11 protein-coding genes are annotated in these 15230 nt (G+C 68.6%); 3 read left to right on the forward strand and 8 right to left on the reverse strand.

Annotated features, from left to right (window positions below; genetic code table 11):
* Positions 1–84: 84 nt before the first annotated feature.
* The 7 genes from ACOQPE_RS00870 to ACOQPE_RS00900 all read right to left on the reverse strand — a co-directional run bounded on the left by ACOQPE_RS00870 (position 85) and on the right by ACOQPE_RS00900 (position 11184).
* On the reverse strand, positions 85–3648 hold the full coding sequence (locus tag ACOQPE_RS00870) for an indolepyruvate ferredoxin oxidoreductase family protein (RefSeq protein WP_420610061.1): 3564 nt from the start codon (positions 3646–3648) through the stop codon (positions 85–87).
* Between the two features lie 129 nt (positions 3649–3777).
* Positions 3778–5079, reverse strand: coding sequence for an MFS transporter (locus ACOQPE_RS00875; protein WP_420610062.1), 1302 nt, complete (start codon positions 5077–5079; stop codon positions 3778–3780).
* An 83-nt stretch (positions 5080–5162) separates the two neighbouring features.
* Positions 5163–5798 (reverse strand): hypothetical protein, encoded by a 636-nt coding sequence (locus tag ACOQPE_RS00880; protein WP_420610063.1) that lies wholly within the window; start codon positions 5796–5798, stop codon positions 5163–5165.
* A gap of 63 nt (positions 5799–5861) precedes the next feature.
* Positions 5862–6416: a glycine/sarcosine/betaine reductase selenoprotein B family protein gene (locus ACOQPE_RS00885; RefSeq protein ID WP_420611333.1), complete on the reverse strand. Its 555-nt coding sequence runs from the start codon at positions 6414–6416 to the stop codon at positions 5862–5864.
* Entirely contained in the window at positions 6356–7132 is a 777-nt protein-coding gene (locus ACOQPE_RS00890; RefSeq protein WP_420610064.1) for an SDR family NAD(P)-dependent oxidoreductase, read from the reverse strand. Before ACOQPE_RS00890 ends, ACOQPE_RS00885 begins: the two co-directional genes overlap by 61 nt.
* Before the next feature lie 26 nt (positions 7133–7158).
* The gene (locus ACOQPE_RS00895; RefSeq protein WP_420610065.1) at positions 7159–8058 is read right to left on the reverse strand and encodes a phytanoyl-CoA dioxygenase family protein; all 900 of its coding nucleotides are present in this window, start codon (positions 8056–8058) and stop codon (positions 7159–7161) included.
* A 27-nt stretch (positions 8059–8085) separates the two neighbouring features.
* A complete protein-coding gene (locus tag ACOQPE_RS00900) occupies positions 8086–11184 on the reverse strand; it encodes a glycosyltransferase (RefSeq protein WP_420610066.1) in 3099 nt (1032 codons plus the stop codon).
* A 107-nt stretch (positions 11185–11291) separates the two neighbouring features.
* Between ACOQPE_RS00900 and ACOQPE_RS00905 the strand changes: the two genes are divergently transcribed.
* Genes ACOQPE_RS00905 through ACOQPE_RS00915 form a run of 3 tightly spaced genes read left to right on the forward strand, consistent with a single transcriptional unit; the run spans position 11292 to position 14330 of the window.
* A complete protein-coding gene (locus tag ACOQPE_RS00905) occupies positions 11292–12161 on the forward strand; it encodes an ABC transporter permease (protein WP_419916325.1) in 870 nt (289 codons plus the stop codon).
* Positions 12158–12907: an ABC transporter ATP-binding protein gene (locus tag ACOQPE_RS00910; RefSeq protein WP_420610067.1), complete on the forward strand. Its 750-nt coding sequence runs from the start codon at positions 12158–12160 to the stop codon at positions 12905–12907. The genes ACOQPE_RS00905 and ACOQPE_RS00910 overlap by 4 nt, the downstream gene beginning before the upstream one ends.
* Positions 12908–12950: 43 nt before the next feature.
* Complete coding sequence (locus ACOQPE_RS00915; protein ID WP_420610068.1) at positions 12951–14330, forward strand: LLM class flavin-dependent oxidoreductase; 1380 nt, start codon at positions 12951–12953, stop codon at positions 14328–14330.
* Positions 14331–14400: 70 nt separating this feature from the next.
* Here ACOQPE_RS00915 and ACOQPE_RS00920 read toward each other — a convergent pair whose 3' ends face one another.
* Positions 14401–15213, reverse strand: a complete 813-nt coding sequence (locus tag ACOQPE_RS00920; protein ID WP_420610069.1) for an SDR family NAD(P)-dependent oxidoreductase — start codon at positions 15211–15213, stop codon at positions 14401–14403.
* Positions 15214–15230: the final 17 nt, after the last annotated feature.

Raw genomic sequence — 15230 nt, forward strand, 5'->3', positions numbered from 1 at the left:
CTACGAACGCCACGCGGCCGTGCCGAAGCCCCTGCCCTGGTGTCAGGCGATCAACTCGGCCGGTTGGCCACCATGCCGCCCCGCTCAGGCGTTGAGTTCGGCGGCGCGGGCCCGGAACAGCTCGACGTTGTTCTCTTTGATCTCCTCGTAGCCGCGGATCATGTCGGGAAGCTCGGCGATCTCGACCGCGCGGGCGTAGGCGGCATCGTCGCCTGCACTCAACGTGTCGAGTGCCCGTTCGATCATCCCGCGGTACTCGTCGATCAGCTCCCGCTCCATCTTGCGGTGAGCGGTCTTGCCGAAGACGTCCAGCGCTCCGCCGCGCAGGCCTTTCATCCGCGCCAGCAGGGCGAACGCCATGTCGCCCGACCGGCCGAGGCCGATCTTCTTTTCGACACCCATGCGCCGCATGATCGGCGGGTGCAGCTTGTAGGTGACATCGGTCTTGTCGCCGAACTGGTCGCGCACGGCCTGCTGGAACGCCCCCGAACGGTGCAGCCGGGCCACCTCGTACTCGTCCTTGTAGGCCATCAGCTTGTACAGGTACGTCGCCACGGCCTCGCTGAGCGCCGTCTCGCTGCCCGCTGCAGCCTCGGCCTCACGCACCTTGGCAATGAAGCTGGCGTACGCCGCTGCGTACGCGTGATTCTGGTAGGCCACCAGGTCGGGCACCCGGATGCGCAGCAGCCGTGCCAGCTCCTCGGACTGGCTGGGCACCGTGTCGATGAGATCCTGCTCACGGCCTGACGGGCCGATGTCACGCTTCACCTTGCCGACCCGCTCGACCTCGAGCGTTCCCAAGAAGTCGGGGTCGAGCACGATCTTGCGGCCGATGCGGAACGCCTGGGTGTTCATCTCCACCGCAACGCCGTTCAGCTCGATGGCCCGCTCGATCGCCGAAGCGCTGATCGGCACCACGCCCGCCTGATAGGCGGCGCCCACCACCAGCACGTTGGCCGGCATGTGCGAGCGGAACAGGCTGTCAGACAGCGTGCCCGCATCGAAGTAGACGTTGCGCTCGGGACTGGTGGACTCGTCGATGACCCGCTGGAAGGCGGTCCACTCGGGGAACTCGGCGGACGTGTCACGCACCATCGAAGTGGTGGGCACCTTCGACGACGACACGACGGCAACGGTCTTGCCCGCCAGCGCCTTGTCGAGGTTCGCCGGATTGGTGCCGGTCAGCAGGTCGAACACGATGTAAGCATCGGCCTCGCCGAGCCCGACCTTGTTGGCCTCGTCGCCCCCGTCGTGATCCGCCGCCGAGGTGTCATCGCCGTTCGCACCCATTTTCCGGACCTTGAGGTTCGACAGCACCGGGCCGCCCTTCTGGGCAAGACCGGTCTGGTCGAGGCCGTTGGCTGTCTTGCCGTCGAGCAGGGCCGCCGTCGCCAGCATCTGGTTCACCGTGACGACGCCTGTGCCGCCGATGCCCATCATCAAGATGTTGCCCTCATCGATCCGGTCGGGCTCGGGCAGGTCGTCGCCGATGTGCTCGATCGCCACCGTGGCCTTGGTGGGGATCTTCCCCGCAGGGACCACCTCGATGAACGCCGGGCAGTCGCCGTCGAGGCAGGTGAAGTCTTTGTTGCACGACGACTGGTGAATCTGCGTCTTGCGGCCGAACTCGGTCTCGATGGGCTGCACGCTCAAGCAGCTCGACTTCTCGCCGCAGTCGCCGCAGCCCTCGCAGACGGCCTCGTTGATGAACACCCGCGTGTCGGGCTCGGCCACCTTGCCGCGCTTGCGGTCGCGCCGCAGCTCGGCTGCGCATGCCTGGTCGTAGATCAGCACCGTGCAGCCCTCGATGTCACGCAGCAGGCGCTGTGCTTCGTCCATGCGGTCGCGATGCCAAACGTCGGTGCCTGGGGCGAACTCGGCATCGGCGGGGTACTTGTCAGGGTCGTCGGTGACCACCATCACCTTGGCCACGCCTTCGGCAAGCACCGAGCGGGTCAGCTCCGGCACGGCCATGCCGCCGTCGATGTCCTGACCGCCCGTCATGGCGACCGCACCGTTGTAGAGGATCTTGTAGGTGACGTTGGTGCCGGCGGCCACAGCCTGGCGCAGCGCCAGCGAACCGGAGTGGTGGTAGGTGCCGTCGCCGATGTTCTGGAACCGGTGCTCCATCGTCACGAACGGCGCGGCGCCGACCCACTGGCAGCCCTCGCCGCCCATCTGGGTGGTGCCGCGCACGTTGCGGGTGGGTGTCATGGCCGCCATGCCGTGGCAGCCGATGCCGCCGCCAGCCTCGGAGCCCTCGGGCACCCAGGTCGAGCGGTTGTGGGGGCAGCCCGAGCAGAACCCCGGCGTGCGGCCGGCGGCCTTCTCGCCTTTGGAGGTGGTGACTGCGAGCGGGATCGTGATGCGCTCGGGCACAGCGGGCCCGATGCCCTCGGGACCGAGCCGGTCCACCAGGAACGGCCGGATCTTGCGCGCGATGAGATCGGCGTCCATCTCGCCGTGGCCCGGGAACCAGAAGCCGCCCTGCTGGTCGCGCTTGCCGAGCACGACGGGCGCGCCGGCCACGCCGTAGAGATTCTCCTTCATGAGCGTCTCGATGATCGAGCGCTTCTCCTCGACGGCGACGATCACGTCGAGCCCGTCGGCGAACTCGCGCAAGCTGGTGGGCTCAAGCGGCCACACCACGGCCGGCTTCCAGATGCGGACGCCGCGGCGCTCCAGCTCGATGTCGTCGAGGCCCATGCGGTCGAGCGCCTCGCGCAGGTCGTAGTAGGTCTTGCCTGCGGCGACGAGGCCGATCCGGGCGTCGCGGGTGGGAACGGTCTGGCGGTTCAGCTTGTTGGCCGCCACGAACTCGTCGACTGCGACCATGCGGCCCTCGTGGATCTCGAGCTCCATGCGCACCGCGTTGGGGCCGAAAAGGGCGTCCTGCTGGGTGTGCGCCCAGGGATTGCCCTCCCACTCGAATTCGGGACGGGTGACCGACACACGGCCGGGGCCGACCTGCACGGTTGCGTAGCCGTCGGCCACGTTGGTGACGATCTTGAGCGCCGACCAGAACCCGCTGTAGCGGGACAGCTCGTAGCCCCAGCGCCCGTAGTCGATGACCTCCTGGACCGAGCCGGGGTACAGGATCGGCGTCTGGAAGTGGATCAGCACCGGCTCGGACTCCGAAGCCAGCGTCGAGGATTTCGAAGCGGGGTCGTCGCCCGCAACGAGCAGCACACCGCCCTTGGGGTCGACACCGCAGACGTTGGCGTGCTTGATGGCGTCGCCGGAGCGATCGACCCCCGGCGCCTTGCCGTACCACATGCCCAGCACACCGTCGAAGCGGCCCTCGAAGTTGCGATTCGAGAGCTGGCTGCCCCACACGATCGTGGCGCCCAGATCCTCATTGAGGCCGGGCTCGAAGATGATGTTGTTCTGCTCAAGCTCGGTGGCGTTGGTGGTCATGAGCGAGTCGATGCCGCCCAGCGGCGACCCGCGATAACCCGACACCATGGCCGCGTTGTTCAGCCCGTCGCGGCGGTCTGCCCGAAGCTGATCCAGCAGCACGCGCAGCAAGGCCTGCACGCCTGACATGGCGACATCGCCCTCGACGCGGTCGAAGCGATCCTCGAGCTTGAAGTCTGCGAGTGCCATCGAATCCCCCTCATGCGCCGCGGCGGCGGGTGTAGCGGCCATCTGCGAGGCTACCCGTCAGCCCAAAGTGCTGCCCGGGACGCAAGAGGCTGAGCCACGGGCCCGAGCGGCCCGTGAACGCAGTGCACAAGCGCGGGCAACACAGAGCGAACCCGTGGTCCCAGCGGCCGTTCAGCTCTTGGGCAGCAGACCGGGCCGGGGCAGCGTGAATGCGAGCCCCAGTGCACACGCATTGGCAACTGCCGCCATGGTGAAGGTCCAGCCATAGCCCCCCGTTGCATTCAGCAGCAGCTGAGCCACGTACGGCCCGATCGCTGCACACGATCCTGCGGTCGCGAAGAAGCGACCGACAATCGCTCCGGCATGGGTACGGCCGAAGTAGTCGGCGACCAGCGCCGGGAAGACCGCCACGCTCCCGCCGTAGGACAGCCCGAACGCGATCGCCGAGGCGTACAACAGCACCAGGTTGTCGGCCACGGCAAAGCCGACGAACGACAGTGTCTCGACCGCCAGCGCCAGCCCCACGGCCCGGCGGCGGTCGATGCGGTCCGACAGCGGGCCTGTCACGATGCGCCCCACGAGGCCTCCGACGCCCACCGAGCTGATCACTCCCGACGCCCACTGCAAGGAAAAACCGAGGCTGCGGGCGTACTGGACGCCATGCGCGAACGGCACGAACACCACCACGAACGTCAGCGCGAACATGCCGAAGATGCGCCAGAACACCGAGGTGCGCCACGCAGCGGAGGCCGTCCACGCCGTGCGGGGATTCTCGGCGTCGGGGGCGCTGCTGCGGGTGGCTTCCACCACGAATCCCGCCGGCCTCGACACGACCCGCGAACGGGCGAGCGGGCGGTCAGCGGGATCCGGCGCGCGACCGTCGGGATACTGGCCGATCGACTCGGGATCGCGCACGAACAGCATGGCGGTGGCCGCCATGAATACGCCGCCCACCACGGCCATCACGGCGATCGCCGTGCGCCAGCCGAACTGGGAGACGAGCCACGCAGCGATCGGCGGTGCCACGATCCCGCCGGCACTGCCGCCCGAGCCCACGATGCCCGTCGCCAAGCCGCGCCGAGCGGTGAACCAGCGCACGACGGTGGCATTCGCGGGCACCCACGACGACGACATGCCGAGCGGCGCGATCACCGCCAGCCCGATGAAGACCAGCACCAAGCTCGGCGCAGACGACAGCACCAGGTAGCCGGCAGCCAGCAGCAGGGCGCCCACTGCGATGACCTGACGGGGGCCGATCCGGTCGGTGAGCTGCCCGCTCCAGACGCTGATGGCGCTGTAGTTGAGGATGTACAGCGCGTACGCGAGCTGCAGCCAGTTGGTCGACCAGCCGGTGTCTGCGCTGATGGCGCCCTCGAAGGTGCCGTAGCTGAATTGCAGGCCGTACACGATGAACAGCACCCAGAAGCCGGCCCACGCCACGCGCCAGCCATGGAAGGGCCGGCCGATCAGCACGAAACGCCGCCGGGCTGCCGTCTCATGGGCACAGTCACGAGATGAGCTTCATCTGTGCGGTTTGCCGCCCGAGGCGGCATCCGCTACATGTCGCCTGGTGCCAGGAAGAACCAGATGGGCTGCTTCTCGCCGGCGTCGGCCATGGCCTTGCGGGCGGCCATGATCGTGCGGCCCGCCTCAGTGGAAGTGAAGAACCAGCGAGCGCCGGCCCACGGGGCCGGTGCGTGCTCGGCCAACGCCAGCGCGGCGGTTTCGTAGTAGCCGCGGATGTCTTGTGCCACCCGTGCCGGAATGCCCGGTATGCCGGCTTCCTTCCACGGTGTGCCCTCGGCCACCCGCACGAATGACTGCACGGCCGCACCGATGTCGTCGGCGGCCACGACTCGCCCCGCGCCGGTGCGGTTCCCCAGCTTGGCCACGGCCCGGTCGTAGGCCTGACGCAGCCCGTTGGCCTCGTCGACTGCGGGATGCAGGCTGGGGTCGTGCCGCGGCGGCAGCTCGCACGACATGGTGGCGGTGCCGTCGTCGTCGATCGACTCCGCGAACTTCTCCACAACCGGCTCGGGCGAGGTGAGCAGCCCGAAGGCGTGGGCCAGCACCCGGTGCTGGAAGTCGGCATCGTTGGGCTTGCCGAGCGGGCGCCCCAGCGGGAAGTCGCACCAGAGGCCTCGCGGCGGGGCGGTTCCCTGGATGTGGGCGCCGATGGAGCCCAGCGCCACGGTGGCGATACCGGCTTCCTCGAAAACGTGGGCGAGCGTACTGACCGTACGCGTGCACAGCGGTCAGACGGGCGTGAACAAGACCACGTCCACCTCGTGGTCACGCAGGAACTTGGCCCCCGCCGGCCCGGAGTCCATCCGAACGCCGGACAGGTCGAACTGGTTGCCGGCATAGGACAGGTGGATGTCGGAGACCTCGCCGATGGTGCCGTCGGCGGCGAGCTCATCGAGACGGTCGATCGGGAACACCGTGTTGAGGTCGAGGGCAATCCCGGTGGCGTCGAAGTTGGGGCTCCAGTGACCGCACATGTAATCGCGACGGCTGCCGTCGAGCACCCGGTAGCCGGTATCGATCGGCTCGAAATCGTCCTGGTCGGGATGGTGCAGCGACGCCGAGGTCACGATGGCGACCTTGGCCTCCGCCAAGGGCGGGGGCGTGGTGAACGCTGTGGTCTCGAAGTCGGGGAGCTCGAGCCCCCCCGTCAGTGCCTTGACATCGGAATCAGCCATGGCGGCAACGCTACGACGTGCCGCACTGCCTTGCTCGGCACTGGGAGCTAAGCGGATTCCTCGACGTCGAGGGAGCGTTGGCGGAGCCGGCGCATGCCTCTGAGCCAGCGATCGGGGTCGGAGGCTTTGCGTTCTACGTAGGTCTGGGCCTCGGGGTGGGACAGGATCAGGAACCGCTCCTCGGCCATCGCCTCGGTGATGACCTGCGCCACGAACTCGGGCTCGACGATGCCGTCGGTGCCGCCATCGGCGAGTCGCTGCGGGGCCATGGCGGTGTTCACGCCCTGCGGGCACAGCACCGAGACCCGGATGCCGTCGTCGCCGTGCAGGATCGCCTCCATCTCGGCCAGCTTGATGCAAGCTGCCTTGGTGACCGAGTAGGGCGCCGAGCCCATGGCCGCCAGCAATCCGGCGGCGCTGGCGGTGTGCACGAGATAGCCCTCGCCCCGGGCGAGCATGGAAGGCAGCACGGCACGGGCTGCGTACACGTGGCTCATCACGTGCAGCTCCCATTGAGACTGCCATGCGTCGTTGGAGGCATCCACGCCGCCGTCGGCGCCGGCGCCGGCGTTGGAGAAGAAGACATCGATCGGGCCGTGCGCCTCGAGCGTGCGTTCGACGAGATCGGCAACGGCCGCTTCGTCGGTGACGTCGAGCCCGACGCCCTCACAGCCGATCTCGTCCGCAACCGCCTGGGCGGTTTCGGCGTTGTAGTCGGCGACGACGACGTGGCGAGCACCTTCGGCCATCCAGTGCCGAGCGGTAGCTCCGCCGATGCCGCCTCCGCCGCCTGTGATGATCGCAACCCGATCGCGCAGTTCCATGATGGCATCCCTTCTGCCTTCGTGACCTAGGCCGTTTCAGCGGTGCCGATGCCGCCGATCTCTTCGCCTTCGTCGATGGCCTTGATCCGCGCCGCGTATGCGGTCTCGGCCAGGCCCTCAGCGCCCAGGAACCGGCCGGGGCTGGCACCGTCGATGTGGCCCATGATCCCCCGGTAGAGACTGAACCCGCACAGCGCCGCCAGCTCGTCGGGCATGTCGCGGACGTCTTCGGGAGCGAGGCTGTAGTACTGGTTCTGCTGCTGGCGCATCCAGCCCCGGCAGTACTGCACGCTGATGCCCAGGCGCCAGTCGTCCTCGGACGTGTTGGCGCCGCCGCAGTGCCAGGTGCCGCCGTTCACGATCAGCACCGAGCCGGCCGGCATCTCGGCTGCGATGTACTCCGGCTTCTCGCCCGGCTGGGGCTCGTGGTCGTAGCGGTGCGAGCCGGGCACCAGACGGGTGGCACCGTTCTCGTCGGTGAAGTCGGTGAACGCCCAGATGGTCGTGACCATGAACGGCGGGCGGGGCCGCGGCACGTCGATCTGATCGACGAGGCCGTCGTCGGAGTGCAGGCCCTGGTGCACCTCGCCGGGACCGATGTGCATGCACGTGGTGCCCGACAGGATCGCCCCGGGCTCCATCAGGTGCTGCGGGAACGGCAGCACATTGCGGTGGATCGGCAACTTCCAGAACGACCGGTCCTTGTGGAGCAGGTTGTACATGCGCTTGGTGGCGAATCCCTCGATGCGGTTGCCCTTCGGCTGCACGTTCAGCTCGTCCTCGACTCTGGCGACGGTCTCGCGGATCTCGGTGACCAGCTCGGGCTCGATGGCGCCTTCGACGATGCAGTAGCCGTTCTCGTCGACTTCGTCGAGATAGCGCTGGAGTTCGGTTTCGTTCGCTGTGAGGTCCACGGTGCCGCTCATGGCCCCAGTCTCGCAGGACGGGAGCGGTCAGGCCTCTTCGACTCCCGCGAAGGACAGATCGCAACCCTCACGCACTTCGCTGGCGCGGCCCAAGAAGTGGCTGTCCTCGACGTTCCAGGTGTGCTCGTCGCCGTGGCGCACCCGCAAGTAGCCGGCGCCGTGGGTCCAATAGATACGCCCGCCGGCCAGCGTGACGTCGTGGGCCAGGGCGATGTCGACCCGCCGGGGCACCCGCCGCCATCCTCCGGCGGCTTCGAGGTCGTGGCGGGAGATCATCAGCACGCCGCCCGAGACGCCCACGAAGGGGATGTAGCGCTCCGAGAACTTCTGGCGGTTCTGGTCGCGCACGGTCGTGTTGAGCCGTTCGAGGTACACGTACTCAGCGGACTTGCCGATCAACTCGGCTCCGGAGTACTCGTGCGCGAGCACCAGGTCCCAGAGGTGCTCGGCGCCGTAGTAGTCGTCGTCGTCCATCTTGGTGAGCAGCGATCCGCCGGCTGCCTCTGCGGCAGCTCGCAGCACCCCTCCCAGGTTCTCCGTGCTGTCGACTCGAACGATCCGGAGAGGGTGGCCGAGGTCGCCTGCCAGCGATTCGATCTCCGCGTCGCTGTCGAAGCCATCGCCGTGCAGGGCGAGCACCAGCTCGAGGCGAGGGTAGGTCTGGCGGGCGGCGGTCGTGATGACATCGGCGACGCGGTCCGGCCGCCGGGTCGGCGCCAAGATGGACACCTCGGGCGGCTGGGCGCTGATGCCCGTGGCCGAGAGGATCTGGCGGGCCCGGCTGCGCAGCGAGTGGTCGCGCAGCGCGCAGCGCCGCATCTCGATGCTGAGCTGCTCGCGGCGGTGCGCATCGGCACCGGCGACATCATCCGACGCCATCAGGTCGTGCAATGCCGGCCCGAGCGTCGCTGCGAGCTGCGGATCGGGTGCGTCGATGTGCACGACAACGCCGGCGCCAGCCAACGCCGCCAGCGCTCCTGCCCGCTGCACCGCGTCTCGGTGGTCGGCGGCGCAGTCGGTGAGATGGTGCGGGGCGCGCAGGTCGGTGAGCAGCTCGCCGCCGAGGTAGAGACTGAAGATCGAGCCACGCGCCAGTGACAGCAGCGATCGCACCGACACCGGTTCCGGCTCGGACCCGGCCGACCAGCCGATCGGGTTGACCGCCTCGGGATTGAAGGCCTGCACCCTGGCCAGCGGGGCCATGTCCACCAGTACGGCGACTGCCGGCCGCCGCTCGCCCGGAGCACCTCGAAGCGCCGCCTCGCCGGCTTTGGCCGAATCGGCCACAACGACGTCGACGTGATGATCGCCGTCGTCGCCGACGTGGGTTGCCACCCTGGTGGAGGCAGCGAAGACCGCCGATGCCTCGCGGCCGGCGGCCACGATCTCGGCTCCGAGCGGGTAGCGGGCGAGGCGCTGCACGTATCGCTGGCTGCGGGGCTGGAGACCCAGCCAGATGCGCAGGCGCTTCTTCGCGCTGCGGCGAGCCCGTCGCAATGTCCACCACAGACTGCGGAACTTCCAGCGGAGGTTCTTGACGCGCCACCACACTGCCCGAGCGACCATCGCGATGAGGCGGGCTACATCCGCCGGCCGCCTGATGCGTCGAACCGCAACAGACAACGTCCCCAAGTGCCGACGCATCCGGGCCCACAACCGCAAGAATCGCTTGGCGGGCCCATGGAGCTTGCCGGCAAGCCATCCCTTTGGCTTGGCCTCTTGGGTGACCTGGAGGCTGTCCACGTCGAGCTCGACAACAGCACCGAACTCAGCCACGGTCCGCCCTGAGCGGCGGGCACGGTGGACCGCCCAGCCGCGGGTGATGCCGACCCGGTGACCTGAGGCCAGATCAGACTCGCCCGCAGCGGCCGTGCCGAGCTGGTTCTGGAGCCGGTCGAGCATTCGTGGCCGGATGTCCGCGCCAGCGGGAACCAGCACGTGGAATGCCGCTGCGGGATGCGCGAGCGCCGAGCCTCCAGCTTCGCCCACGCTCACCCGCGGGTCGGGGTCGAGCAGGCGACTGAGCCGTTCGAATGGCTCGCCCGGTCGCTCGTCCACCCACACCACGAGGTCGTGGAGGTTGCTGGCCAGCACCTGCTCGACTGTGTCGAGCACCTCGGGTTCGTCGACGTGCCCCGGCTGCACGGTCACCGCGAACTGCGGCACGGTGTAGGAGCGGCCGGGGGGCGAGGTTCGCAACCGCCGGTCGGGAATGAGGTGCGACAGTTTGTCGCGCTGCTGCGCCAGGCTGACCGTCTCGTCCTCGCTGAGCACTGCGCCTTCGCCCTGATGCCAGCACAGCGCCGAGCGTTCGGGCACGAGCACCGCTCCCAGCGCGTACGCACGCCAGCCGAACTCGATGTCCTCCGAACCCCATTGGGTGAAGGACTCGTCGAACGTCCCTGCAGTCTCGAAGAATGCCTTCGACACAGCAAAGTTCCCGCCAGTCACCGCTCGGAAGATGTCATCGGCATCGGAGGCCAGATCGTCGGTGGCCTCCATGCGACGCTCGATCCACTCGGGGCGCTGGATCGGCCGTCCCTCGAAGAGATCGGCGAGTGTCCCGTGCCGGTCGCGCACGTCGGCCACCCCGATGCCGTCCACGTCGACGTGGTGGCGGAATCCCAGCGTGAGCAGGTCGCTGGCGGCGTGGTGCCAGCGGGCGTGGGCGGCCAACCAGTCGGCCTCGGGCACCATGTCGCAGTCCAGGAAGATCAGCACATCGCCTTGGGCTGCACGGGCGCCGTTGTTGCGAGCCCGGGCCAAGCCGAACCCGAGGTCTTCCTGGTGCACGACACGCAGGCTCAGCGCGCTCGGCCCCGTGCCGTCGAGCGCAGCTAGCTCGAGCTCAGCGAGGTCGAGCGGCGGGTCGGAGCCATCGTCCACCACGATGACTTCGAAGAGATCCCGGGGATAGGTCTGGCGCTCTAGCCCCGCCAGCGTCAGCGCCAGCGCATCCGGCGCCTCGTAGTAGGGAACAACCACGGTCACCGGCAGCAGCGGCTCGAACACGTCGAGCGGGGCCACCCCCAGCGAGCGCCAGTCATTGCCCCGCACGGCGGCGGGCGGCGGCGTGGGACGGTGTGCAGGCGGTGTGAACACGGGCGTTCCGTTGCGGTCAGACATCCGATGCCGGACATCACTCGGCCGCGTGAGTATGCCCCTGCTGAGGGTCGCCACCCTGCAACGAGGCCCTTCGGCTCACCCTGCGGGGCCTTCGTAGGATGACCATCGTGAGTACTGAAGCCGCCGACGGCTCCGGCAGCTCCAGTTCGGGGGATGCGGCGGTCCGGCCGCTCATCGACCTGACATCGAGGCCGACGGCGCGGACCTACTTGCGCGAGGCGTGGCGTCGGCGCGAGTTCGCCATCGTGGTGCCAGCGCAGGACCTGCGGGCCCAGAACATGGACACCACGCTCGGCCAGCTCTGGCACCTGGTGAATCCGGCCCTGCTGGTCGGGGTCTATTTCCTGGTGTTCGGCGTCATCATCGACACCCGGCGCGGGGTCGACAACTTCCTGGGATTCCTCATCGTCGGCGTGGTGCTGTTCCATCTCACCCAACGGGTCACCTTGGAGGCATCCACCTCGATCACCCAGAACATGGGATTGATCCGCTCGATCCAGTTCCCGCGCATCCTGCTGCCCGCAGCGTCGGTCAACGGCCAGACCGCTGCGTTCGTGCCCGCACTGGCGCTGGCAATCCTGGCGGTGCTGGCGACCGGTGAGCTGCCGACGCTTCGCTGGCTGGTGCTGCCGGCGGTGCTGATAGCGCAGTTCGCCTTCAATTTCGGCACTGCGCTGCTCGTGGCCCGCATCGGCACCACGCTGCCCGACCTGCGCCAGATCCTGCCGCACCTGTTCCGGCTGCTGTTCTACGGCTCGGGCGTGATCTTCAGCGTCGACGCGTTCGTGCAGAGCACGGCGTGGCGGCGTGCGTTCGCGCTCAACCCGCTCTACGACGTCATCACGTGCGCGCGCTGGTGCCTGCTGGGCGAACCCGTGGACCCCTGGGTGGTGGCCGGTCTCGTGATGTGGTGCATCGTGATGCCCGCAATCGGATTCTGGGTGTTCCACCGGTCCGAGCAGAGGCTCGGCGCGTGAGCGACTCCGCCGTCACGGTCGAGGTGCGAGACGCCCACGTCAGCTACCGGGTGTTCGAGGAGCCTGCCATGGGCCTCAAGCAGGGCTTCGCCCGGGGCCGGATGCGTCGCCAGTACCGCATGATCCCCGCCGTGCAGGGCGTGACGCTGGATCTGTTCGAGCGCGAGACGCTGGGGCTGATCGGGCCGAACGGTGCGGGCAAGTCGACGCTCCTCGCAGCGATGACCGGGTTGCTGCCGCTGCGCTCGGGCAGCATCCGGGGACGGTCGCGGCCGTCGCTGCTGGGGGTGTCGTCGGTGCTGCGACCGGCGCTGTCGGGGCGGCGCAACATCCTGATCGGCGGCCTGGCGCTGGGCTTCACCCGTTCCGAGGTGGAGCGCCGGATGGACGAGATCATCGACTTCGCCGGGCTGCGCGCCGATATTGATCGGCCGATGCGCACGTACTCCTCGGGCATGCGCGCCCGGCTGCGCTTCGCCATCGCCACGGCCCGGATTCCCGAGATCCTGTTGATCGACGAGGCGCTGACGGTGGGCGACGAGGAGTTTCGGCGGCTGGCTGCCGAGCGCATCGACGACGTGCGCTCGGCGTCGGGCTCGGTGGTGCTGGTCACACACAACATGAACGAGATCCGGCGCTTCTGCGACCGGGTGGTCTGGCTGGACGAGGGCCGCATCCGCGCCGTCGGCGACCCAGCCGAGATTGTCGACAGCTACCTCGCAGCCCCCAGCCCCAACTCCCGCTGACAGGGCGGGACGGCTCGCAGCCAGTGGTGCGAGACTGACTCCCGTGGCGGCGGCAGCGGGGGCAGACGGTCAAGGCCGGCGCATCATCCTGAACGCGTTCACGATGAACTGCGTGGGCCACATCCAGCAGGGGCTGTGGGTGCGCGACGACACCCGCCAGCGGGAATACACCTCGCTCGAGCCTTGGCTGGAGCTGGCCCGGATCTGCGAGGCCGGATGCTTCGACGCCATCTTCCTGGCGGACGTCATCGGGCTGTACGACACCTACCGGGGCAGCGCCGACACCTCGCTGCGCGAGGCGATACAGGTGCCCGTGAACGACCCGATGCTGCTGATCCCGGCAATGGCCACGGTCACCGAGCACCTAGGGTTCGCCTTCACCAGCAACGTGCTGCAGGCGCACCCGTTCACCTTCTCCCGCCAGATCTCCACGCTCGACCACCTCACGGGCGGGCGGGTGGCCTGGAATGTCGTCACCTCGTACCTGCAGAACGGTGCGCAGAGCCTCGGCTACCCGCGGCTGCCCAAGCACGACACGCGCTACGAGCGAGCCGAGGACTACCTGGACGTCTGCTACAAGCTCTGGGAGGGCAGCTGGTCTGACGATGCGGTGGTGGCTGACACCGAGCGCGGCGTCTATACCGACCCTGACCGGGTGCGGCCGATCGACCACGAGGGCCCGTACTACTCGGTGGCCGGACCGCACCTCGCGGAGCCGTCTCCGCAGCGCACGCCGGTGATCTACCAGGCGGGCTCGTCGGATCGTGGGCGCGATTTCGCGGCCAAACACGCCGAATGCGTGTTTGTCGTAGCGGCCTCGCGGGGCCTGACACGCATAGCCGAGGACATCCGGCGCCGGGTGAGTGCGGTCGGTCGCCACCCCGATGACGTGAAGGTCATCGCCGGCCTGTCCCCCATCGTGGGCGGCACGGAGGCCGAGGCGAAAGCCAAGCACGCCGACTATCTCGAGACGCTCTCGCTGGAGGCAGGTCTGGCACACCTGAGCGGAAACCTCAACATCGATCTGAGCCACATCGACCCCGACCAGCCGCTCGAGACGCTGAATACCGAGGGCGTGCGCGGCCCGGTGAAGTCGCTGCTGGATTCGGCGCGGCCGGGCACCCGCACCTTCGGCGACCTCATCAAGCTGAACATGGCCGGGCAATTCCTGGTGGGTTCGCCCGAGCAGATCGCAGACGGGATGCAGCGCCGGCTGGACCAGGGCGTGGACGGCTTCAACCTGGTGTATGCCACCACCCCCGGCACGTTCGTGGACTTCATCGAAGGTGTCGTGCCGGTGCTGCGCGAGCGAGGTCTCGTGCAGCGGGAGTACCAGCCGGGAACGCTGCGCGAGAAGCTGTTTGGCAGCAGACGCCTGCCCGAAACGCATTACGCCAGCGGCTTCCGCCAGCAGCGGGTATAGCCGATCGGCGCGGCGGCGCGACGGCGGCTAGCCAGCTCAGCCAGCGCGAATAGTGACGGCGGCGTCCGGTTCAGCCCCGCGGCGAGGCCCGAGTCGGTCCTCGCAGCGTCACACCGCCGTCGACGACCAGCGTGTGGCCGGTGATGTAGCGGGCCTCGTCGGTGCACAGGAACCTGACCGCCGCGCCGACATCCCAGCCATTTCCCTCGATCTTCAGCACGCTGGCCCGTCGACGGGCTTCGGCGAGCTCGTCGGGCATCTCGTCGCCGCCGACGAGCGGTGTGCGCACGGGTCCGGGGGCCACGCAGTTCACCCGCACACCATCGGTGCCGTGATCGACGGCCATGGCGGCCGTGAGCGCCATGATCGCCCCCTTGGAGGTCGAGTACGCGGTCATGCCGCGGGGCCGCAGCGCCGAGATGGACGAGATGTTGACCACCGCTCCCCCGCCCGAGTGCTCGATCATCGCCGGGATCGCATACCGAGACGCCAGCACCATCGACGTCAGGTTCACATCCATCACCCGCTCCCAGCGGTCCACCTCTTCGGTCACCACCGTCCCTCTGCTGCCGATGCCGACGTTGTTCACCAAAATGTCCAGCCGGCCCCAGTTATCCAGCGCAGCTTGGGTCATCGCCTTGCAGTCGGCTTCGACGGTCACATCGGCACCGACGGCGACGGCGCTGCCCCCCTCGGCGGCGATCATCCCCACCGTCGCTTCGGCGAGCTCGGGCTTGCGGTCCACCGCCACCACATGCGCGCCGGCCTCGGCCAGCAGGATCGTCGCTGCGCGGCCGTTGCCGATGCCGTCGCCACGTGCCCCGGCGCCGGTGACGATCGCCACCCGGCCGCCCAGATCCGCACTCGCTCGTGTCGCAGCCATCAGCCGACGCTCCACTG

Origin of the sequence: Candidatus Poriferisodalis sp. (assembly GCF_965219595.1) — a bacterium.
GTDB lineage: Bacteria > Actinomycetota > Acidimicrobiia > Acidimicrobiales > Poriferisodalaceae > Poriferisodalis.

What these genes read in the sequence shown, in the direction of transcription:
- ACOQPE_RS00900 (WP_420610066.1), bottom strand. Translation starts at nt 11,184, where the DNA reads ATGTCTGACCGCAACGGAACGCCCGTGTTCACACCGCCTGCACACCGT.
- ACOQPE_RS00870 (WP_420610061.1), bottom strand. Translation starts at nt 3,648, where the DNA reads ATGGCCGCTACACCCGCCGCCGCGGCGCATGAGGGGGATTCGATGGCA.
- ACOQPE_RS00920 (WP_420610069.1), bottom strand. Translation starts at nt 15,213, where the DNA reads ATGGCTGCGACACGAGCGAGTGCGGATCTGGGCGGCCGGGTGGCGATC.
- ACOQPE_RS00890 (WP_420610064.1), bottom strand. Translation starts at nt 7,132, where the DNA reads ATGGAACTGCGCGATCGGGTTGCGATCATCACAGGCGGCGGAGGCGGC.
- ACOQPE_RS00895 (WP_420610065.1), bottom strand. Translation starts at nt 8,058, where the DNA reads ATGAGCGGCACCGTGGACCTCACAGCGAACGAAACCGAACTCCAGCGC.